The organism is Pseudomonas sp. Irchel s3b6 (assembly GCF_900187415.1).
Classification (GTDB): Bacteria; Pseudomonadota; Gammaproteobacteria; order Pseudomonadales; family Pseudomonadaceae; genus Aquipseudomonas.
The window spans coordinates 107,799-129,570 of the sequence record NZ_FYDM01000006.1 but is presented as its reverse complement, the minus strand read 5'-3'; the positions used below and the strand labels follow the sequence as shown (position 1 = coordinate 129,570).

Here is a 21,772-nt window from a genome sequence, read left to right as displayed (position 1 = left end):
AGTTACTCATTGATTTAATGAGTAAAGCGCCAACAAAGCAATGGGGCGAGTGCTTCCCGTGCTTTCTGCTACCATGGCGGCTCTGTTACTTCAGGTGTCTGATCATGGCATTTCGCCCTCTTACGGCCAGAGCACCCGCCGTTCTGCTACGCGAAGCCAAACCGTTAAAAGCCATCCTTGGTCACGCGCAACGCTTGGGTCACTTGCAACGGTTGCTCGAAAGCCAACTGCAACCGGCCGCCCGTGAACACTGTCATGTGGCGTCCTGGCGCGAAGGCAGCTTGCTGCTGATCGTCACCGACGGGCACTGGGCCACCCGCCTGCGCTATCAGCAAAAACGCCTGCAACGGCAACTGCAGGCCTTCGACGAGTTCGCCAGCCTGACGCGGATTCTGTTCAAGGTTCAACCGCCTACCGTGCAGCACGGGGCGGCCGGCCACACCATGGATCTGTCGACCGATGCCGCGGCCACCATCCAGGCCACCGCCGACGGCATCAGCGATCCCAGCCTGCGGGCAGCGCTGGAACGGTTGGCGGCTCACGCCAAACCCAAAAGCTGATCTCGGAATCCAATACTGTGGGAGCGAGCTCCCACACTAGAAGACCGTGCCTGCCGTCAACGGCGTTTGCTGCCGCCAAGCAACGAACCCATCAAACCGCGAACCAGTTGCCGCCCCAACTGGTTGGCCGCCTGACGCATCGCGGATTTCAGCGCCTGCCCGGCCGCCGTGCCCAGGAACTCGCCAGCCTGTTCGGTGAAACTCGGCTCCTGCGCAGCCGACTTGCCCGGAACGGCCTCGGCCTCAGCGTCGGGCGCCAGGCCCTTGCGCCCCATCAGCACTTCATACGCCGACTCTCGATCGATCGGTTTGTCATACCGTCCGACCAACGGTGAACTGGTGATCAAGGCCGCGCGCTCGGATTCGCTCAACGGCCCGATCCGCGATTGCGGCGGTGCCACCAGGACCCTCTGGACCATTTCCGGCGTGCCTTTGTCCTGCAGCGTCCCCACCAGTGCCTCGCCAATCCCCAACTCCGTCAGCACCTCAAGGGCGCTGAATGCCGGGTTAGGCCGGAAGCCATCGGCCACTGCCTTCAGGGATTTCTGTTCTTTGGCGGTGAATGCCCGCAGGCCGTGCTGGATACGCAACCCCAGTTGCGCCAGCACGTCATCCGGCAAGTCGCCCGGTGACTGGGTGACGAAGTACACGCCGACGCCTTTGGAGCGGATCAGGCGCACCACCTGCTCCAGGCGCTCCTGCAAGGCCTTGGGGGTGTCGGCGAACAGTAAGTGCGCCTCATCGAAGAACAGCGCCAGCAGCGGTTTATCGGCATCGCCGCGCTCCGGCAATTGCTCGAACAACTCGGCCAGCAGCCATAGCAGAAAGGTCGCGTAGACCTTGGGCGCTTCGTGCACCAGGCGACTGGCATCGAGCAGGTGAATCCGCCCTCGACCATCGCTGGCGGGCGCCAGAATGTCTTGCAGTTGCAACGCAGGCTCACCGAACAGCGCTTCGGCGCCCTGCTGTTCCAGCGTCGCCAGGCGCCGCAACAGCGCCTGGCTCGAGCCGGTGGTCATCAGCGCGGCGTCATCGCCCAGCAACTCGGGATTGTCCTTGAGGTGATTGAGCAGCGCCTTGAGGTCCTTGAGGTCCAGTAACAACAACCCTTCGCGGTCCGCCACCTTGAACGCGGCATAGAGCGCCGACTGCTGGCTGTCGGTCAGCTCCAGCAGGCTGCCCAACAGCAACGGCCCCATTTCACTCAAGGTAGTGCGCAATGGATGGCCGGACTGACCATGGATATCCCACAGCGTGACCGGATAGGCCGCGGGCGAGTAATCGAGCCACGGCATGCCGGCGATCCGCTCGGCCACCTTGCCCTGTGGATTGCCCGCAGCCCCCAGCCCACACAAGTCACCCTTGATGTCCGCGGCAAATACCGCCACGCCGGCATCACTGAAGGACTCAGCCAAGCGTTGCAGGGTGACCGTTTTCCCGGTCCCTGTGGCACCGGCCACCAGGCCGTGGCGATTTGCCAGGCGCATCGCCTGGGCAATCGGTTGCCCCTTCAGGTCTGCACCGATAACGAGTTGCAATGAGTCAGGCATTTTGTCACCCATGGTTAAGCTTTGGTCCTACACAGCCGATAGAGATAAGCGAGAGACCAGACTGAAAATCAGGTCCGATAATTCCCTAAGGAAAGACGGAAATATCAACTTACGTGAACCAGCGCCTATTTTGCGCGCTTTTTATCGCAACACGCCCCACACAATAAGACCTTAGCGGACACCACAAGCCATGAATAAAAATCTGCGCTTCAGCCACAAAATCCTGCTTGCCGCCGCCCTCATCGTCATTGCCGCGTTCGCCACATTTACGCTGTACAACGACTACCTGCAGCGCAATGCGATTCGCCAGGACCTCGACAATTACCTGCATGAAATGGGCGATGTCACGGCGAGCAACATCCAGACCTGGCTGACCGGGCGCATTCTTCTGGTCGAAAACCTGGCCCAGAACATCGCCATCGACGCCGAAGACACCCAGGTTGCCGCACTGCTGGAACAGAAAGCCCTGACGTCGACTTTCATGGCGTCCTACCTGGGTGACGCCGGTGGCAGCTTCACCATCCGCCCGGACGTGAAAATGCCGGATGGCTTCGACCCGCGTGTTCGCCCCTGGTACAAAGGCGCTGAAAACAGCCCCATGGCTACCCTGACCGAACCCTATGTCGATGCGGCAACCGGCCAGACCATTATTTCCATCGCCACGGCCTCGAAAAAAGCCGGTAAAAGCGTGGGTGTCGTGGGGGGCGACCTGAGCCTGCAGACCCTGATCGACAACCTCAAGGCCCTGGACTTCGACGGCATGGGCTATGCCTTCCTGGTCAGCGCCGACGGCAAGATCCTGGTGCACCCGGACAAAGCCCTGGTGATGAAGTCCCTCACCGAGGCCTTCCCACATAACACCCCGCGCATCAGCAGCGACTTCACCGAAGTCGAGGTCGATGGCAATACGCGCATTGTCACCTTCACCCCCATCAAAGGCCTGCCATCGGTCAACTGGTACATCGGCCTGTCGGTGGACAAGGACAAAGCCTACGCCATGCTCAACGATTTCCGCGCCTCGGCGATCGTGGCCACGGTGATCGCGGTCGCCATCATCATTGCCTTGCTGGGCATGCTGATCCGTATCCTGATCCAGCCGCTGCACGTCATGACCCGCGCCATGCAGGACATTGCCGACGGTGAAGGCGACCTGACCCGCCGCCTGAGCATCCAGAACCAGGACGAATTCGGCCAGCTCGGCAACGCCTTCAACCGTTTTGTCGAACGCATCCACGGCTCGATCCGCGAAGTCTCGTCGGCCACCGAACAGGTCAACGAAGTCGCTTTGCGGGTGGTCAGCGCCTCCAACTCCTCGATGCTCAACTCAGACGAACAATCGAGCCGTACCAACAGCGTGGCCGCCGCGATCAATCAGCTGGGCGCCGCCGCCCAGGAAATCGCCCGGAACGCGGCGCAAGCCTCGCACCAGGCTAGCGACGCCCGCAGCCTGGCCGAAGACGGCCAGCAAGTGGTCGACCGTAGCATCGCGGCGATGAATCAACTGTCGAACATGCTCAGCGCCTCCAGCTCCAATATCGAGTCGCTGAACAGCAAAACCGTGAACATCGGGCAGATTCTCGAAGTGATCACCAGCATTTCCCAGCAAACCAATCTGCTGGCGCTCAACGCCGCCATCGAAGCGGCACGGGCCGGTGAAGCCGGACGCGGGTTTGCGGTGGTGGCCGATGAAGTGCGCAACCTGGCACACCGCACCCAGGAGTCGGCACAACAGGTTCAGACCATGATCGAGGAGTTGCAAGTCGGCGCTCGCGAATCGGTCAGCACCATGGGAGACAGTCAGCGGCATAGCCAGGACAGTGTAGAGATCGCCAACCTGGCCGGTGAACGCCTGAACAGCGTCACGTTGCGTATCGGCGAGATCGACGGCATGAACCAGTCGGTGGCCACCGCGACCGAGGAGCAGACCGCCGTGGTGGAGTCCATCAACATGGACATCACCGAGATCAACACCCTGAATCAGGAAGGCGTGGAAAACCTGCAATCCACCTTGCGCGCGTGCTCCGACCTGGAACAACAGGCGGCGCGACTCAAGCAGTTGGTCGGCAGCTTCCGGATTTAAGGCCCTTCAGGGCTTGCTTGTCGGCAAGTCCGTGCCAGCAGTCGTCGGCGCGGACACCTCCTGCAACTGCTCCCAGAGTTCGGCGGCACCGGGAAACTCGGTGCCGTCCTCGACACTCAGCTCATCCGGGTCGTAACGACTCAAACACCCCTCACCCAGGGTCGAGGGTGCCCTGGCGGTTGCTTTATCCAGTGGATCAGTCATTTTCCCTGCCTCCCCCAGACCGAGTGACGCAGAGCGTCACAGGCTGCATTCCCACGCAGAGCGAGGGAACGATCAGGGCCTGAAGCGATTGAACGCTCAGGCCCTTGTCTTTACAACCGCCGCGTCCGGTCAGAACACCACGGTCTTGTTGCCGTGCACCAGCACGCGATCTTCCAGGTGATAACGCAAACCACGGGCCAGCACCATCTTCTCGACGTCACGGCCGAAGCGCACCATATCTTCAATGCTGTCGCTGTGGCTGACGCGAACCACGTCCTGCTCGATGATAGGGCCGGCATCCAGCTCTTCGGTGACGTAGTGGCAGGTGGCGCCGATCAGCTTCACGCCACGCATCGAAGCCTGGTGGTAAGGCTTGGCCCCCACAAACGACGGCAGGAAGCTGTGGTGAATGTTGATGACCTTGTGTGCGTATTCAGTGCACAGCTCAGGCGGCAGGATCTGCATGTAGCGCGCCAGCACCACGACTTCAGCATCGTGCTGTTTGACCAGGCGCGAGACTTCGGTAAACGCAGGCACTTTGTTCTGCGGGTCAACCGGCACATGGTAATAAGGAATACCGTGCCACTCGACCATGCTACGCAGGTCGTTATGGTTGGAAATCACGCAGGCGATTTCGCAGTCCAGTTCGTCGCTGTGCCAGCGGTGCAGTAAGTCTGCCAGGCAGTGGGACTCACGACTGGCCATCAGGACTACGCGTTTTTTCTGCGCGGTGTCGGTGATGCGCCAGTCCATCGAGAACTCTTCGGCAATCGGCGCAAACGCCTCGCGGAATGCCTCAAGGCCGAATGGCAGCGAATCGGCACGAATTTCGTGACGCATGAAGAACCAGCCACTGAGATTGTCCGAGTGATGGCTCGCTTCAGTGATCCAGCCATTGTGTGACGCCAGAAAGTTACTGACTTTAGCAACGATGCCGACGCGGTCCGGGCAAGCAATCACTAGCCGAAAAGTGCGCATGGGGGGAGAACTCCAGAACTTCGCAAAGGCCGCCATTCTAGCGATTACGCAGCAAAACTGCAGTACTCCCGAACAATCGCGAGATGTGCCCGCCCCGTGGTCGGGCCTAATCGAGCCGGTTTTCCATGCTCGAATCCGATGCCGGCGTCTTTGAAAAACAGACAAAAATGGTTGTGTGAATAACTGTAACCCTCCCCACAGAAGTTTAATTCTCAGTCATTTTTTCATGCCATTGACATTAATCACCGCAAATTAAAGTTTGCTTTAATGTTTACTTGATGAAACACCCTGATTATTATTGCGCCACTGTCTCCCCGCTACTCAGCGACCAACATAAGGTAATCCTCATGTCCCTGATCAACGAATACCGCGCCACCGAAGAAGCAATCAAAGAGCTGCAGGCCCGTTTGAAGAACCTGTCCCAAGACGACAAACTGCAAACCGAGCTGGAATTCGAAGGCAAATTGCGCACCCTGATGGGCGAATACTCCAAATCCCTGCGCGACATCATCGCCCTGCTGGATCCGGAATCGAAAGTTAAAGCCCCACGCGGCGCAGTCAAAACTACCGGCACCAAACGTGCTCGCAAGGTTAAACAATACAAAAACCCGCACAACGGCGAAGTCATCGAAACCAAAGGTGGCAACCACAAAACGTTGAAAGAGTGGAAAGCCAAGTGGGGCGGTGACGTGGTTGAAAGCTGGGCGACCCTGCTGGGCTAAGCCTCGACACGTATCGCAGGTTCACTTGCGAACATCAAAAACGCCAGCGAATGCTGGCGTTTTTTTATGGCCGGCATTCGCCGGCTTCATGGCGTGTTTTCAAAGACCCAAACGTTTGCATAATTTGTCTGCGTACTCACGCCACTCATCCAGCACCTGGCGCTGAGTATTCGTGGCACTAAGCGCCCATTGCCCTATCGCTTCATAAAAGTCCTGCAAGGTATTGGGGGCACCCCATCGAGCGTCCGACAATCGTTGCTGGCAGAATAATTTCCAGCGCTCTTGCTCCGACGCACTCAACGTATCGGGGAAGTTGCGTGCGCGATATCGAAATAATAATTCCGGCAAACGCTCATCATCGAACGGCCATTGCTCTTGTGCTAATTGCTGCGGATCGGCCGCTCTGACTTGCTCGCATAAACGTCGATCCCGATCACCCATGAAGCCGTCGTACAACTGTTGCTCGGGATCCTCGCTCGGCGAGAAATCATCACGGGCATAAATGGCCGAAACTTTGTCTCGCCATAGTGTCTGTGCGTCACTTAGCCGCAGCGCCCGTGCCTGATACAACGCCATATCCAGTTGCAGCCGTTGCTGATCCTCGTCGCGCAACACCGATAACGGTGCCACCACCGGACAACGGTTAATTTGAATCAACTTGAGCGGCACCGGCAACTCACCCTCGCCAAGGTCTTCATGACGGGTATATAGGCGCTTACGCAAGGTCTCGGCGTCCAGATCCAGCAACCCCTGCGGATCCAGATGCAGGTCACAGACAATCAAGGCATTGCGATTGCGCGGATGCCAGGCCAGTGGAAGGACAACCCCCACATAACTGCGGGCAGCCGAAAAGCGTCCGGAAATATGCACCATCGGCTGCAATAGACGAACTTGATCCATGACTTTCTGCTTGCTGCGCAACTTGAACAGCCAGTCGTAGAGTCTGGGCTGTTTGTCCCGGATCAACCGCGCCAGGGCAATGGTTGCGCGAACATCGGACAATGCATCGTGGGCCTGACCATGGTCGATGCCATTGGCGGCTGTCAGGCGCTCGAGTTTCAACGTGACGCGGCCATCCTCCTGCGGCCAGACGATACCGTCCGGGCGCAACGCATAGGCTGCACGCACGACATCGATCAGGTCCCAACGGCTGTTACCGCCCTGCCACTCTCGCGCATAGGGATCGAAAAAATTGCGGTAGAGGCTGTAGCGGGTCATTTCATCGTCAAAGCGCAAGGTGTTGTAACCAGCGCCACAGGTTCCGGGGGCCGCGAGTTGCCCATGAACCCGGGTCATGAAATCGGCTTCACACAACCCCTGACCGGCCAGCCGGCCCGGGGTAATCCCGGTGATCACGCACGCCGCCGGGTGAGGCAGGATGTCGTCGCTGGGCTGGCAATAGAGGTTGACCGGCTGATCGATCTCATTGAGGTCGAAATCGGTGCGAATACCGGCCACTTGCAGCGGTCGGTCGCAGCGCGGTGTGATGCCAGTGGTTTCGTAGTCGTACCAGAAGATGGAGGTCACGGGCTGTTCCTGAACTTGAGACCGGCGAAGTCTAGGCGCTCAAGCGCTGCGCCGACCAGTCATCTTGTCATTCAAGCCGTTATCGCCAACACCTTGTCAGACAGAGTTATCTCGTTCCCGGGCGAAGCAACCGACCCTCATGACAGCTGAACATCACACCGATGCCGACACTGGATAAAAGCTGAAATAGTGCCGCAAGGCACTCACCAGCTGCCCATATTCAGGCGGCACATGCTCTATCAGGAACCCGGCATCATAATGATGGGGCGTCGCATCTTCATGGCACCACAAGCAACAGGCCCGCAGGTCGATCACCTGCGCGACGCCGTCGCTGACTGGGATCTTCAAGCGCAAATCAAACACCGCGCCCACCATCATCGGCAACTGGCTGATGAGCATCAGCCCGTCTTCGCAGACACTGCCGATAGAGCCCATGGGCTTGTCGGTGACGCTGTTGAATACTTTCAGAAAACACGGCAACTGGTGCCGCTCGATCCGGCGTTCTGTGAACATGCTGGGTATCGCTTTGCCAGGACCCTTGGGCAGGGTCGCATTAATGCTTCGCAACGAGCCCGCATCGCTGGCTCGCTGTGCCTGATTCCGGGGGCGAACACCCTTGCTATCGAGGTGCTCGCATGACCTCTGCCGTTCACAGGTATCAACGACATTCAGGGAGAATACTCCAAACGTCTTGATCGAATACTAGCTCAAGGACGGCGCACGACCAGCCTTCAAATGATAATCAACATCACAGAGGCGCGGGCGTGCTCCTGGCACTGCTTCGTGCTGGATACCAGCCCAACGACTGCAGGGTCTCCAGCCGTGCGCGGGCACGGTAGGCGTACTCGTTGCCGGGATACTGGGCCATGATGAACTGGTAGGTATGGGCGGCGTCGACGTACAGTTTCTGACGTTCCAGGCACTGCCCGCGCAGCATCGATACCTCAGGCTGAATATAACGCCGCGCGCGGCTGTCACGGTCGACCTGGGACAGTTCGAGCATGACACGCTCGCAGTTGCCGGCGTCATAGGCGCGGTAGGCGGTGTTCAGGTGATGGTCCATCGACCAACGGGTGCAACCCACGGCACTGAGGGCAAGGGCAGCTATGAGCACGAATCGCATGGGGGTTCTCCTGTCTTGAGCTCTGTATCGACCCGGCGTCAAAAATCTTCAGTGCGGCTTGTTCAATAAAGAAAGCGATAAGTAGTGCAAACGAACAATGACTACAACTTCGCAGCATAGTAGCCTCACTCAGCGCTTGAACTCAGGAGTCTTTGCATGTCCGTCCGTCGTACCAAAATCGTCGCCACCCTTGGCCCGGCCAGTAACTCGCCGGAAGTTCTCGAACAGCTGATCCTGGCTGGCCTGGACGTTGCCCGCCTGAACTTCTCCCACGGCACCCCCGACGAGCACAAGGCTCGCGCCCAACTGGTCCGTGACCTCGCCGCCAAGCACGGCCGCTTCGTTGCCCTGCTGGGTGACCTGCAAGGCCCGAAAATCCGCATCGCCAAGTTCGCCAACAAGCGCATCGAGCTGAAGATTGGTGATCAGTTCACCTTCTCCACCAGCCATCCGCTGACCGAAGGCAACCAGCAAGTGGTCGGCATCGACTACCCGGACCTGGTCAAGGATTGCGGCGTGGGCGATGAGCTGCTGCTCGACGACGGCCGCGTAGTGATGCGCGTTGATACCGCCACCGCCACCGAACTGCACTGCACCGTGACCATCGGCGGCCCGCTGTCGGACCACAAAGGGATCAACCGTCGTGGTGGTGGCCTGACCGCTCCGGCCCTGACTGAAAAAGACAAGGCCGACATCAAGCTCGCCGCCGAAATGCAGGTCGACTACCTCGCCGTGTCTTTCCCGCGTGACGCCGCCGACATGGAGTACGCCCGTCAACTGCGCGACGAAGCCGGCGGTACTGCCTGGCTGGTGGCCAAGATCGAACGCGCCGAAGCCGTGGCCGACGACGAAACCCTCGACGGCCTGATCAAAGCGTCCGACGCCGTCATGGTGGCCCGTGGTGACCTGGGCGTGGAAATCGGCGACGCCGAACTGGTGGGCATTCAGAAGAAGATCATCCTGCACGCACGCCGTCACAACAAAGCGGTGATCGTGGCGACCCAGATGATGGAGTCGATGATCCAGAACCCGATGCCGACCCGTGCTGAAGTGTCCGACGTGGCCAACGCCGTGCTCGACTACACCGACGCCGTGATGCTCTCGGCCGAAAGTGCCGCGGGCCTGTACCCGCTGGAAGCCGTGCAAGCCATGGCGCGCATCTGTGTCGGCGCCGAAAAGCACCCGACCAGCAAAACCTCCAGCCATCGCATCGGCAAGGTGTTCGAAAGCTGCGACCAGAGCATCGCCCTGGCCGCCATGTACACGGCCAACCACTTCCCGGGCGTCAAGGCGATCATCGCGTTGACCGAAAGTGGCTATACCCCCCTGATCATGTCGCGTATCCGCTCTTCGGTACCGATCTACGCGTTCTCCCCGCACCGCGAAACCCAGGCCCGCGCGGCCATGTTCCGCGGCGTCTACACCGTACCGTTCGACCCGGCGTCCTTGCCGCCTGAGCAAGTCAGCCAGGCCGCCATCGACGAGTTGCTGGCACGTGGCGTGGTCGAGAAAGGCGACTGGGTCATCCTGACCAAGGGCGACAGCTACCACACCATCGGCGGCACCAACGGCATGAAGATCCTGCACGTTGGCGACAAGATGGTCTGAGTGATCGGTTGCTGAAAAACAAAAGCCCCGCCATGAGAATGGCGGGGCTTTTTGCTTTCTGATCCAACAAACGGATTGCCTGATCGGGCCTCATCGCGGGCAAGTCCAGCCACCGCAAACTCAATGTCGGTTGATAAACCCCGACAGCGCGGCAATCGCTTCCGGCGAGCGCAACCGTTGGACAAACAACTTGCCCTCCTCCTCGACCACCGCACGCAGCCGTTCGCGGTCGGGGGCTTTCATCAGCTGCTTGCTGATGCGCACCGCTTCCGGTGGCAGCTTGTCGAAACGCAACGCCATCTCGCGGGCCTTGGCGAAGGTAGCCTCTGCGTTCGGCAATACCTGGGTGGCAATGCCCCAGGCGGCAGCCTGCTCGCCGTTGAAACTTTCACCCAACAGCAACAGTTCGGCGGCTTTGGCCTGGCCGAGCAGTCGCGGCAGGATCAGACTTGAGCCAAACTCGGGGCACAGCCCCAGGTTGACGAATGGCATGCGCAGCTTGGCATCCGCGCTGACATAAACCAGATCGCAATGCAGCAGCAGCGTCGTGCCAATGCCCACCGCGGCACCGGCCACGGCGGCGACCACCGGCTTGCGGCATTCCAGCAGGCTGCGCATGAACCGGAACACCGGGCTGTCGAGGTCGCTGGGCGGCTCCTGGATGAAGTCCGCGATGTCGTTGCCGGCGGTAAAACACTCGTGGCTGCCGGTAATCAGTATCGCCTTAATCTGCGGATCGGCGTCAGCCTGCTGCAGGGCTTCGCCCAACTGACTGTACATCGCACGGGTCAGGGCGTTTTTCTTGTCCGGGCGGTTCAGGCGCAAGGTCAGCAGGCCGTGCTCGCGCTCTATCAAAATGGCGTCGGTCATGGTGAATCTCATGAAAAGAAAATCAGCGTTCAACCACGGGGCAGGAACACATCGGCCAGCAGTTGATTACGCGGTAGCCCCGCCAGGTACAGGCGCCGGGCAAAGGCGTCGACGCTGTCAGGGTGACCGCAGAGTAAAGCCAGGGTCTGCCGGGAAACAAGGCGCAATTGCGCCAAAGCCGCTGACTGCTCGGCCGTCGTCAGCAGTTCGACACTAAGGTTTTCACGGCTCGCCGCCAGCGCCACCAAGGGTTTGGCCAGGTAGTGCTCGCTGGCGTCATGGGCCAGGTGAATGACCCGGATCGGGCCTTGGTGATCCTGGCGCAATGCCTCGCGCAACACCCCGAACAATGGGGCCAGTCCTGTGCCGGCGGCCAGTAGCCAGAGTGGTCGGGCTTGCCAGTCGGGATCGTAATGCAGCGCACCGCCGCGCAGCTCACCCAGGCGGATCGGGTCACCGATTTTCAGCAAACGCGCCGCATCGCTGAAGGCCCCCGGCAAGCGGCAATCCAAGTGAAACTCGAGAAAACGATCTTCCTGCGGCAGGCTGGCCAGTGAGTAGGGCCTGGCCACCTGACCGGCCCACAGCACCAGATGCTGCCCGGCCTGATAACGCAGCGGTCGCTCGGGTTGCAAGCGCAGGCGCAGGACGGTGGGGCTCAGCCAGTCTGCGGCCTGGACAACGGCAGGCAAGCCGTCGCGCACGGGATCGAACACCGCCACCTGCAGATCATCGACCACCTCGCACTGGCAGGCCAACCGCCAGCCTCGCTGGCGCTGATCCGCACTCAGCGCATCCGGTCGGCGATCACTGACCTCGCCGTGCAGGCAATGCACCAGGCAGGCATGGCAACTGCCCGCGCGACAGCTGTAAGGCACCTGCATCCCGTTGCGGTTCAAGGCATCGAGCAGGTTGCTGCCAGCCGCCACCGTCCATTGCTGTTCGCCCACGCGCAACTCAGGCATCGGCACTTTCCCAAGCCGCGGCGCAGCGGTTACGGCCATCGCGCTTGGCGCGATACAACGCCTGGTCGGCGCGGTGCAGCGCGTCGTCCAGATCCTCCTCCGCCTCAAGCAGGGTCATGCCGGCGGACAGGCTCAAATCCCGCACGTTCAGGCCGACCAACTCGACGCCGGTGAAAGCAACGCGCAGGCGCTCGCAACAGGTCGTCAGGCGTTCGGGATCAGAATCGGGCAGCAACAACACAAACTCTTCTCCGCCATAACGCGCCACCACATCGCCATCGCGCAGACAGGCGGTGGCGACAGCGGCGAAGGCCTGCAACACCTGATCGCCGGCCGCATGACCGTGGAGATCATTGATGCGTTTGAAATGATCAAGGTCAATCAGCGCCAGGCCATGCGCGACGCCAGGCTCCATGCGCTGCAGTTCGCGGGTCGCCAGGCGCAGAAAATGCCGTCGATTGAACAACCCGGTCAACTCATCGGTGGCCACCAGGTCTTCGAGCTGGCGCATCATCCCGCGCAAGGTGTCCTGGTGCGCCTGCAAGGCAAATCGTCGTTGCCGCATGCGCAGGCGCGAGGCCTGAACATAACTGGCATACAGCGCCAGCCAGACCAGCACGATAAACAGTACACAGACTTGCAGCGCCGCCAGCGTCGGGTCCGCCAACTCAAAGTGATAACCTTCCCAGAGGTTGATGCCGGCAAAGCTGAAGAACACCAGGGCCGCACAGCGGACAAACGTTCGGCGCGGCAAATGGAACAGTCCGAACAATAGAATCAGGACGTAGAACACCAGGAAGGCACCACGGGCCGAGTCCAGGTAGGCGATGAGCCAGCTCTGCCAACCGATCCCCAGCAGCACCTGGACTTCAGTCAGGCTGGGATCGGCAAAGCGCAGGTTGCGCCCGGTATAGAACAGTGTAAACAGCAGCGACTGACAGGCCATCACCAACACCGTGCCGATCACCGCGCCCAGTACAGAGCCTTGGTAATGCCCGCTGAGAACGGCCAGCCACAGCAGCAGTAACGCCAGCGCATACGTGCCCGTCGCCAGAATAAAGCGCTTGAGCAAAAGACTCTGGATCGCGTTATGGGCCAATCGTTGACTCACCGTGCAGAGGATGGCTGATAAGAGTGTCCTACCCTAAAAGGCCTGCTGTCACTTTAGTGTTGCTGCTCGAAAATGACCATTCAATTTTCGAGGCCCCCCCCTCGCCCCCGCGATCCAGGCATGCGACCTTCGTTTGACTGCCGGCGGGTGTGCCCGGCCTTGATGCGCGGTATACTGCCGCGCCTTTTTAGCGTCGCGCCAGCAACCCCGGCGTGCCTTGAAAGGTGTTTGCAGCCGACCGATGCACCCCAACTGCAAGCACCTTTATTAAATGTTCCCGTCTTTTAGAGGAGCGCGACTCATGACCGTGATCAAGCAAGACGACCTGATTCAGAGCGTTGCTGACGCCCTGCAGTTCATTTCCTACTACCACCCCGTGGACTTTATCCAGGCGATGCACGAGGCCTACCTGCGCGAAGAGTCGCCGGCAGCCCGCGATTCGATCGCGCAGATCCTGATCAACTCGCGCATGTGCGCCACCGGCCACCGCCCGATCTGCCAGGACACAGGTATCGTCACCGTGTTTGTCCGCGTGGGCATGGACGTGCGCTGGGATGGCGCGACCATGAGCCTGGACGACATGATCAACGAAGGCGTGCGTCGCGCTTACAACCTGCCGGAAAACGTCCTGCGTGCCTCGATCCTCGCCGACCCGGCGGGCGCTCGTAAAAACACCAAGGACAACACCCCGGCAGTGATCCACTACTCGATCGTCCCGGGTAACACCGTGGAAGTCGACGTGGCGGCCAAGGGCGGCGGTTCCGAGAACAAGTCGAAAATGGCCATGCTCAACCCGTCCGACTCGATCGTCGACTGGGTGCTGAAAACCGTCCCGGAAATGGGCGCCGGCTGGTGCCCACCAGGCATGCTCGGCATCGGCATCGGCGGCACCGCCGAGAAAGCCGCCGTCATGGCCAAGGAAGTGTTGATGGAATCCATCGACATCCACGAGCTCAAGGCCCGTGGCCCACAGAACCGCATTGAAGAAATGCGCCTGGAGCTGTTCGAGAAGGTCAACCAGTTGGGCATCGGCGCCCAGGGCCTGGGTGGCCTGACCACCGTGCTCGACGTGAAGATCATGGACTACCCGACCCACGCCGCGTCCCTGCCGGTGTGCATGATCCCGAACTGCGCCGCGACCCGTCACGCGCACTTCGTGCTCGACGGTTCCGGCCCGGCGTCCCTGGAAGCGCCACCGCTGGACGCCTACCCGGAAATCGTCTGGGAAGCCGGCCCGTCGGCCCGTCGCGTCAACCTCGACACCCTGACCCCGGAAGAAGTACAGAGCTGGAAGCCGGGCGAAACCGTCCTGCTCAACGGCAAGATGCTCACCGGTCGCGACGCGGCGCACAAGCGCATGGTCGAGATGCTGAACAAGGGCGAAACCCTGCCGGTAGACCTCAAGGGTCGCTTCATCTACTACGTCGGCCCGGTTGATCCGGTGCGCGACGAAGTGGTTGGCCCGGCAGGCCCGACAACGGCCACTCGGATGGACAAGTTCACCCGCCAGATCCTCGACCAGACCGGCCTGCTGGGCATGATCGGCAAATCCGAGCGCGGTCCGACCGCCATCGAGGCGATCAAGGACCACAAAGCCGTTTACCTGATGGCCGTGGGCGGCGCGGCTTACCTGGTGGCGCAAGCGATCAAGAAGTCCCGCGTTGTCGCGTTCGCCGAGCTGGGGATGGAAGCCATCTACGAGTTCGACGTCAAGGACATGCCAGTGACCGTTGCGGTCGACAGCAAGGGCGAGTCGGTGCACATCACCGGCCCGGCCATCTGGCAGCAGAAAATCAGTGAAAGCCTGGCGGTAGAAGTGCAGTAAGAAGCACTTAACCCCTGGAACAAGGAAGCCGCGTTGTTTGCAAAAACAGCGCGGTTTTTTTATGCGCCTCTGTAGCCCCGTCACCCCACAGGGTCTTGTTGCGTTTTCCCAGGCAGTTTCGGTGTAAACCCACCTCAGGACTCAATCCGTTCCAACACATCAATAGCCTTTCAACCAGGCAAAGGTTTCTGAATGGTTCTCCAGCGACTTCGGTCAAGTGCTGATGGAGCACTGCATGCTATCGTGCGCACCCCGAACCTGTAGCCTGTGCCAACAGCATGCCGACCCTTTTTCGCCCCCTGCGCCTGACGCTCTACATCCTGCTCATCGTTGCCGGCACCGTCCTGATGGCTAGCGCTGCCATGCGCCACGCCGAGCGCCAGGCCCAGGAAGACGACGCCGAGCGCGCCAATCAGCAACTGGCGCTGTACGCCAACTCCCTGCACACCCTGATCGAACGTTACCGCGCCCTGCCCGCCGTACTGGCACTGGACCCGGAGCTGCGTTCGGCCCTGGATGGCCCGGTGAGTGCGCAGCAACAGGAATCACTGAACCGCAAACTCGAAAAAATCAACGGCGCGGCAGAGTCGTCCACCCTCGAGTTGCTCGATCGCACCGGCCTTGCGGTGGCCGCCAGCAACTGGCGCTTGCCCAGCAGCTACGTCGGCCACAACTACGGCTTTCGCCCCTATTTCAGCCAAACTCGCAGCCAGGGTACCGGGCGCTTCTATGCGGTGGGTGTAACCAGCGGGATTCCCGGCTACTTTTTGTCGAGTGCGGTCACCAACGATAGCGGCGAGTTTCTCGGCGCCATGGTGGTGAAGCTCGAATTTCCGGAACTGGAGCGCGAATGGCGCCAGGGCACCGACACGCTGCTGGTAAGCGATGCCCGCGGCATCGTGTTTATCGCCAACCAGCCGGGCTGGCGCTATCGCCTGCTGGAAACCCTGTCGGACACCGATCGTGCCGAGCTCAAGGCCACGCGCCAGTACGACAAGCAAGCGCTCGTCCCGCTGGCCCATCAAATGATCCGGCGGTTTGACGACAACAGCTACCTGGCCCGTGTCGATAGCCCGCAGGGTTCGGCCGAGTACCTGTGGGAGTCACTGCCACTGAGCACCGAAGGCTGGACCCTGCACCTGTTGCGCCGCCCCCAGGTCACGTTCGAGGACTTGCGTAACGCGGGGCTGGCCGCCGCCGGACTGTGGCTGACCCTGGTGTTCCTGCTGTTGTTTCTCAGTCAGCGCTGGCGCTTGGCCAAGTTGCGCCAGCGCAGCCGCGAAGAACTCGAACGCCTGGTCGAAGAGCGCACCCGTGACCTGCGCACCGCGCAGGACGGCTTGGTGCAGTCGGCCAAACTCGCCGCGTTGGGGCAGATGTCGGCGGCCCTGGCCCACGAAATCAACCAGCCGCTGACCGCTCAGCGCATGCAATTGGCAACCTTGCGCCTACTGCTTGAGCATGGGCGGGTCGATGATGCCTACAAAGCATTGAAACCTTTGGACGACATGCTGACCCGCATGGCGGCCCTCACCGGCCACCTGAAAACCTTCGCCCGCAAAAGCCCCAGCGGCTTGCGCGAGCGGCTGGACCTGGCGGCAGTGGTCGATCAATCCTTGCAGTTGCTCGATACCCGCGTGCGCGATGAACAGGTCGATTGCGTGGTGCAACTGACTCGCCCGGCCTGGGTCCGTGGCGACGCGATCCGGCTGGAACAGGTCATGATCAATCTGCTGCGCAACGCCCTCGACGCCATGCGTGACAAACCGCTCAAGCGGCTGCACATCCAGCTGCAAGCCGATGATCAACTGTGGCGCCTGAGCGTTGCCGACAGCGGTGGCGGTATCGCCGAGCAGGACCTGCCGAATGTGTTCGACCCCTTCTTCACTACCAAGCCGGTGGGTGATGGCCTGGGCCTCGGACTGGCCGTATCCTTTGCCATCATCCATGAACTCGGTGGCCGCCTGAGCGCCGACAACCAGGGCGACGGCGCGATCTTCACCGTCACCCTGCCGATCGATCTGGAGGCGCACATTCAATGCTGAACTCGGTAATCCTGGTTGATGACGAACGCAGTATCCGCGACGCGGTCGAGCAGTGGCTGAGCCTCTCGGGGTTCGACGTGAAACTGTTCAGCCGCGCCGAGGAATGCCTGGCGCACCTGCCGGCCCACTTCCCCGGGGTGATTCTCAGCGATGTGCGCATGCCGGGCATGAGTGGCCTTGAATTGCTGGCGAAACTGCAACACCAGGACGTGGACTTACCGGTGATCCTGCTGACCGGTCATGGCGATGTGCCGATGGCGGTCGAAGCCATGCGCGAGGGTGCCTACGACTTCCTCGAAAAGCCCTTCAGCCCCGAGACCTTGCTCAACAGCCTGCGCCGGGCGCTGGACAAGCGGCGGCTGGTGCTGGAAAACCGGGCCCTGCACGAACAGGCCGACCACCGCAGCCGACTCGAGGCCAGCCTGCTGGGTGTTTCCCAGGGCTTGCAGACCCTGCGCCGACAAGTGCTGGACCTCGCGGCGCTGCCGGTGAATGTGCTGATCCGCGGCGAAACCGGCAGTGGCAAGGAACTGGTAGCCCGTTGCCTGCATGATTTTGGCTCACGCGCCGATAAACCCTTTGTGGCCCTGAACTGTGCGGCGATCCCCGAGCAACTGTTCGAGGCCGAGCTGTTCGGTCACGAAAGCGGCGCCTTCACCGGCGCTCAGGGCAAACGCATCGGCAAACTGGAATACGCCGATGGCGGCACCCTGTTCCTCGATGAGATCGAAAGCATGCCGTTGGCGCAGCAGGTCAAACTGCTGCGAGTGCTGCAGGACAAAAAGCTTGAGCGACTGGGCGCCAACCAGAGCATTGATGTCGACCTGCGCATCATCGCCGCGACCAAACCCGATCTGCTGGATGAAGCCCGCGCCGGACGTTTTCGCGAAGACCTGGCCTATCGGCTGAACGTTGCGCAATTGCGCCTGCCGCCGTTGCGCGAGCGCCGTGAAGACATTCCCTTGCTGTACGAACATTTCGCCCAGGCCGCGGCGCAACGACTGGGGCGCAGCCACGGGCCCCTGAGCGGTGCGCAATTGAGCCGGCTGCTGAGTCACGACTGGCCCGGTAACGTGCGCGAACTGGCCAACGTGGCCGAGCGTCAGGTCCTGGGGCTGGATGAACCGGAACCCGCCGCAATCGAGACCGGCCAGTCCCTCGCCGCCCAACAGGAAGCCTTCGAAGCCCAATGCCTGCGCGCCGCGCTGACCCGCCACAATGGCGATATCAAGGCCGTCCTCGAAGAGCTGCACCTGCCGCGCCGCACCTTCAATGAAAAAATGCAGCGCCACGGCCTCACCCGAGAAATGTTCCTGCCCTGAACCCTCGAGCGATCAACACCTATAAGCGGATTTCCGCTCATCAATTTCAGGTGATGAGCGATATCTCGCTCACAAAAACAACCACACCCCTCTAAACCGGCCCTCTCCAACTTGGCACAGCTCCTGCAATAGACCCTGCAGGCTGCGTTTTTGCGCGCTCCACAAAAACAATTAAATGAAGGATCCGTCATGGATAACTCACAAGCCCTGCCTCTTGGGTCGGCTGCTTCGCCTGCCAAAGTAAGAACCACGGCCAGCCGCATCAAATCGATTTTCAGCGGTTCCGTCGGCAACATGGTCGAGTGGTACGACTGGTACGTCTACGCCGCATTCTCCCTGTACTTTGCAAAAACCTTCTTCCCTGCCGGCTCTTCCACTGCACAGTTAATGAATACCGCAGCGATCTTCGCCGTCGGCTTCCTGATGCGTCCTATCGGTGGCTGGCTGATGGGCATTTACGCCGACCGTGTCGGCCGTAAAGCCGCGTTGATGGCCTCGGTCTACCTGATGTGCTTCGGCTCGTTACTTATCGCCCTGAGCCCTAGTTACGAAACCATCGGTATTGGTGCGCCGATCCTGCTGATCTTTGCCCGATTGCTGCAAGGCCTGTCGGTCGGCGGCGAGTATGGCACCTCAGCCACTTACCTCAGCGAAATGGCGACCAAGGAGCGCCGTGGCTTCTTCTCCAGCTTCCAGTACGTGACCCTGATTTCCGGCCAGCTCATCGCACTGGGCGTGCTGATCGTGCTGCAAAACACCCTGACCACCGAACAGCTGTATGCCTGGGGCTGGCGTATCCCGTTCGCCATCGGCGCCCTGTGTGCAGTGGTAGCGTTGTATTTGCGTCGCGGGATGGAAGAAACCGAGTCGTTCACCAAGAAAGAAAAGTCCAAAGAAAGCACCATGCGCACGCTGATGCGTCACCCCAAGGAGTTGCTGACCGTGGTCGGCCTGACCATGGGCGGCACCCTGGCGTTCTACACCTACACCACGTACATGCAGAAGTACCTGGTGAACACGGTGGGCATGAGCATCAGCGACTCCACCACCATTTCGGCGGCCACCCTGTTCCTGTTCATGTGCCTGCAACCGATCATTGGCGGCTTGTCGGATAAAATCGGTCGTCGCCCGATCCTGATCGCCTTCGGTGTGCTGGGGACCCTGTTCACCGTGCCGATCCTGATGACCCTGCACACCATCCAGACCTGGTGGGGCGCGTTCTTCCTGATCATGGCCGCCCTGATCATCGTCAGCGGCTACACCTCGATCAATGCCGTGGTCAAAGCCGAACTGTTCCCGACCGAAATTCGCGCACTGGGCGTAGGCCTGCCATACGCGCTGACCGTGTCGATCTTCGGCGGCACCGCCGAGTACATCGCCCTGTGGTTCAAGAGCATCGGCATGGAAACCGGCTACTACTGGTACGTAACTGCGTGCATCGCCGTGTCGCTGGTGGTGTACATCACTATGAAGGACACTCGCAAACACTCGCGGATCGTGACTGACTGACGGCCACTCATCCGCCGGCTTCTACAGGCCTTGTAGGAGCCGGCGGGTACACCTGCCACACCGCTTTCGCCCGTGAATCTTCGACATACCGCTCCTGCAATCTCCCCTCGCCGCACTCCCCCCGCTCCCTCGAAAAAGACACCACTCGTTCATCCCGCGATGATTAATGATCGGTTAATTCCCGGTTGTCATTCTGCTGCCATCTGAATCCCTATCGACGTCTCGTCCGTACAGAGAATGCAGGCCTGGGAAGCCGTGCCTGAAAGCAATCTGCGACACTGAATACATCTAATAAATCGATACTTAAAGGCAAATATTTGCGCTTTTTAATCAAATTCATCCGCGTAGTATGAATTCCATACCCAACGCACAACACGTCAACGCATCTGGAGCACACACCATGAAAACCAAACTGATCCTCGCCCTGACCTTCTCCGTACTGGCCGCCAACACCTTTGCCGCCGATGGTTTTGAGCGCACCGGTTCTGCTGTCGCCGCTGATGGTTACGATCGCACTGGCGCTGCCACTCTCGCCGCCGACGGCTTCGACCGCACCCCACAAGGCCAGACCGTTGCCGAAGGTGGTCGTGATCGCCTGGAAGAAAAAGGCCTGGTTGAAGATGGCTACGACCGCACCGGTTCCGCCACCGTCGCTCAAGATGGTTTTGACCGCACCGGCTCCGCCACTCTCGCCTCTGACGGCTTCGATCGCACCGGCTCGGCTTCCATCAGCTGACAGCTGAACGCGGCATCACAGCCCGGCCTCGGCCGGGCTTAGTCGTTTTTACGGGGCAGGAACCCGAGCAAAAAAGCCTTGGAGTAATCCGCGCACGCCTTGCACTATTGCACCCTTTCCCCGCCCTGGAACCGCGCCCATGCCTGACGATATCCACTTCTACGAACCCGCCCTGGGCCACGGTCTGCCCCATGACCCGTTCAATGCCATCGTCGGCCCACGGCCTATCGGCTGGATTTCATCACAGGACACTCAAGGCCGGCTGAACCTGGCGCCCTACAGCTTTTTCAACGCGTTCAACTACATTCCGCCGATCATCGGGTTCTCGAGCGTGGGTCGCAAAGACAGCCTGAACAACATCGAACAGACCGGCGAGTTCGCCTGGAACCTGGCCACTCGCCCGTTGGCAGAGCAGATGAACCAGAGCTGCGCCATGGTGGCGCCCGACGTCAACGAATTCGAACTGGCCGGGCTCACGACCGTGGCCTCGAAGATCATTCAGGTACCGCGCGTCGCCCAAAGCCCGGTGTCCTTCGAGTGCAAGGTCACCCAGATCATTCAGTTGCAGCGCGCAGACAAGGAAGTGGTGCCGAGCTGGCTGGTCCTCGGCGAAGTGGTCGCCGTGCATATCGCCAAGTGGTTGCTCAAGGATGGGGTCTACGACACCGCCGCGGCAGAGCCGATTCTGCGCGGCGGCGGCCCGGCGGACTATTTCCAGGTGGGCCCGGAGGCCTTGTTCAAAATGTTCCGTCCGGGGGCAAGCGGGCGGTGATTACCAGACCAGTTCACCGTCTTCGCTGACGTCGGCCAAGTGCTCGAGTTGCTGCTCGGCGGCCTGATCGGCCTCAAGGGCGGTCTTGAACGTCTGTTCGATGAGGACTTTATTAAAGCGCGGGGCGCCCGAGCCACCCAGTGCCTTGACGGCGATCGCGGCGTTGTAGCCTTCCTCAGCGCGTACCGCGGCTGAAACGGCTTCGAATTGTGCAAACTCTTTACGTGCCATGTTGCGGATCCTGGCCAATGGAAAGTCGGCCATT

20 protein-coding genes are annotated in these 21,772 nt (G+C 60.6%); 10 read left to right on the top strand and 10 right to left on the bottom strand.

Annotation, left to right across the window (positions count from 1 at the left end; translation table 11 throughout):
- The first annotated feature begins 104 nt into the window (after positions 1-104).
- Entirely contained in the window at positions 105-560 is a 456-nt protein-coding gene (locus tag CKW07_RS12815; RefSeq protein ID WP_095145236.1) for a DUF721 domain-containing protein, read from the top strand.
- Positions 561-616: 56 nt separating this feature from the next.
- Here the strand turns inward: CKW07_RS12815 and CKW07_RS12810 are convergent, their stop codons facing one another.
- A complete protein-coding gene (locus tag CKW07_RS12810; protein WP_095145339.1) occupies positions 617-2,110 on the bottom strand; it encodes a helicase HerA-like domain-containing protein in 1,494 nt (497 codons plus the stop codon).
- Positions 2,111-2,300: 190 nt separating this feature from the next.
- On the opposite strand from CKW07_RS12810, the gene CKW07_RS12805 reads away from it, so the two are divergent.
- Positions 2,301-4,190 (top strand): methyl-accepting chemotaxis protein, encoded by a 1,890-nt coding sequence (locus CKW07_RS12805; RefSeq protein WP_095145235.1) that lies wholly within the window; start codon positions 2,301-2,303, stop codon positions 4,188-4,190.
- Between the two features lie 6 nt (positions 4,191-4,196).
- Here CKW07_RS12805 and CKW07_RS12800 read toward each other — a convergent pair whose 3' ends face one another.
- Positions 4,197-4,394 (bottom strand): hypothetical protein, encoded by a 198-nt coding sequence (locus CKW07_RS12800; RefSeq protein WP_095145234.1) that lies wholly within the window; start codon positions 4,392-4,394, stop codon positions 4,197-4,199.
- A 129-nt stretch (positions 4,395-4,523) separates the two neighbouring features.
- Complete coding sequence (gene purU, locus CKW07_RS12795; protein ID WP_095145233.1) at positions 4,524-5,372, bottom strand: formyltetrahydrofolate deformylase; 849 nt, start codon at positions 5,370-5,372, stop codon at positions 4,524-4,526.
- A gap of 347 nt (positions 5,373-5,719) precedes the next feature.
- On the opposite strand from purU, the gene mvaT reads away from it, so the two are divergent.
- Positions 5,720-6,094, top strand: coding sequence for a histone-like nucleoid-structuring protein MvaT (gene mvaT, locus CKW07_RS12790; protein WP_083356977.1), 375 nt, complete (start codon positions 5,720-5,722; stop codon positions 6,092-6,094).
- A gap of 99 nt (positions 6,095-6,193) precedes the next feature.
- Here mvaT and sbcB read toward each other — a convergent pair whose 3' ends face one another.
- The 3 genes from sbcB to CKW07_RS12775 all read right to left on the bottom strand — a co-directional run bounded on the left by sbcB (position 6,194) and on the right by CKW07_RS12775 (position 8,744).
- Positions 6,194-7,621, bottom strand: coding sequence for an exodeoxyribonuclease I (gene sbcB, locus CKW07_RS12785; protein ID WP_095145232.1), 1,428 nt, complete (start codon positions 7,619-7,621; stop codon positions 6,194-6,196).
- A gap of 153 nt (positions 7,622-7,774) precedes the next feature.
- Positions 7,775-8,134 (bottom strand): pilus assembly protein PilZ, encoded by a 360-nt coding sequence (locus CKW07_RS12780; protein WP_095145231.1) that lies wholly within the window; start codon positions 8,132-8,134, stop codon positions 7,775-7,777.
- 235 nt (positions 8,135-8,369) lie between these two features.
- Entirely contained in the window at positions 8,370-8,744 is a 375-nt protein-coding gene (locus CKW07_RS12775; protein WP_095145230.1) for a tol-pal system YbgF family protein, read from the bottom strand.
- A 156-nt stretch (positions 8,745-8,900) separates the two neighbouring features.
- Between CKW07_RS12775 and pyk the strand changes: the two genes are divergently transcribed.
- A complete protein-coding gene (gene pyk, locus CKW07_RS12770; RefSeq protein WP_095145229.1) occupies positions 8,901-10,352 on the top strand; it encodes a pyruvate kinase in 1,452 nt (483 codons plus the stop codon).
- A 120-nt stretch (positions 10,353-10,472) separates the two neighbouring features.
- On the opposite strand, the gene CKW07_RS12765 is transcribed toward pyk, so the two are convergent.
- Genes CKW07_RS12765 through CKW07_RS12755 form a run of 3 tightly spaced genes read right to left on the bottom strand, consistent with a single transcriptional unit; the run spans position 10,473 to position 13,286 of the window.
- Positions 10,473-11,222 carry an enoyl-CoA hydratase-related protein gene (locus CKW07_RS12765; RefSeq protein WP_095145228.1) on the bottom strand — a complete coding sequence of 250 codons (750 nt, stop codon included), beginning with the start codon at positions 11,220-11,222 and terminating at the stop codon, positions 10,473-10,475.
- Positions 11,223-11,251: 29 nt separating this feature from the next.
- Positions 11,252-12,187 (bottom strand): iron-sulfur-binding ferredoxin reductase, encoded by a 936-nt coding sequence (locus CKW07_RS12760; protein WP_095145227.1) that lies wholly within the window; start codon positions 12,185-12,187, stop codon positions 11,252-11,254.
- Positions 12,180-13,286, bottom strand: a complete 1,107-nt coding sequence (locus CKW07_RS12755; RefSeq protein WP_095145226.1) for a diguanylate cyclase — start codon at positions 13,284-13,286, stop codon at positions 12,180-12,182. Before CKW07_RS12755 ends, CKW07_RS12760 begins: the two co-directional genes overlap by 8 nt.
- A gap of 313 nt (positions 13,287-13,599) precedes the next feature.
- Here CKW07_RS12755 and CKW07_RS12750 point away from each other — a divergent pair, with 313 nt between their 5' ends.
- From CKW07_RS12750 to CKW07_RS12725, 6 genes are all read left to right on the top strand, one after another.
- Positions 13,600-15,123 (top strand): fumarate hydratase, encoded by a 1,524-nt coding sequence (locus tag CKW07_RS12750; protein WP_095145225.1) that lies wholly within the window; start codon positions 13,600-13,602, stop codon positions 15,121-15,123.
- Positions 15,124-15,401: 278 nt separating this feature from the next.
- The gene (locus tag CKW07_RS12745) at positions 15,402-17,168 is read left to right on the top strand and encodes an ATP-binding protein (RefSeq protein ID WP_095145224.1); all 1,767 of its coding nucleotides are present in this window, start codon (positions 15,402-15,404) and stop codon (positions 17,166-17,168) included.
- The gene (locus CKW07_RS12740; protein ID WP_095145223.1) at positions 17,162-18,490 is read left to right on the top strand and encodes a sigma-54 dependent transcriptional regulator; all 1,329 of its coding nucleotides are present in this window, start codon (positions 17,162-17,164) and stop codon (positions 18,488-18,490) included. Before CKW07_RS12745 ends, CKW07_RS12740 begins: the two co-directional genes overlap by 7 nt.
- 189 nt (positions 18,491-18,679) lie before the next feature.
- Positions 18,680-19,999, top strand: coding sequence for an MFS transporter (locus tag CKW07_RS12735; protein ID WP_095145222.1), 1,320 nt, complete (start codon positions 18,680-18,682; stop codon positions 19,997-19,999).
- Positions 20,000-20,399: 400 nt separating this feature from the next.
- Positions 20,400-20,735 carry a hypothetical protein gene (locus CKW07_RS12730; RefSeq protein WP_095145221.1) on the top strand — a complete coding sequence of 112 codons (336 nt, stop codon included), beginning with the start codon at positions 20,400-20,402 and terminating at the stop codon, positions 20,733-20,735.
- Between the two features lie 139 nt (positions 20,736-20,874).
- Entirely contained in the window at positions 20,875-21,507 is a 633-nt protein-coding gene (locus CKW07_RS12725; RefSeq protein WP_095145220.1) for a flavin reductase family protein, read from the top strand.
- Here the strand turns inward: CKW07_RS12725 and CKW07_RS12720 are convergent, their stop codons facing one another.
- Positions 21,508-21,771, bottom strand: coding sequence for a hypothetical protein (locus CKW07_RS12720; RefSeq protein WP_095078590.1), 264 nt, complete (start codon positions 21,769-21,771; stop codon positions 21,508-21,510). It lies immediately after the preceding gene.
- Between the last annotated feature and the right edge of the window lies 1 nt (position 21,772).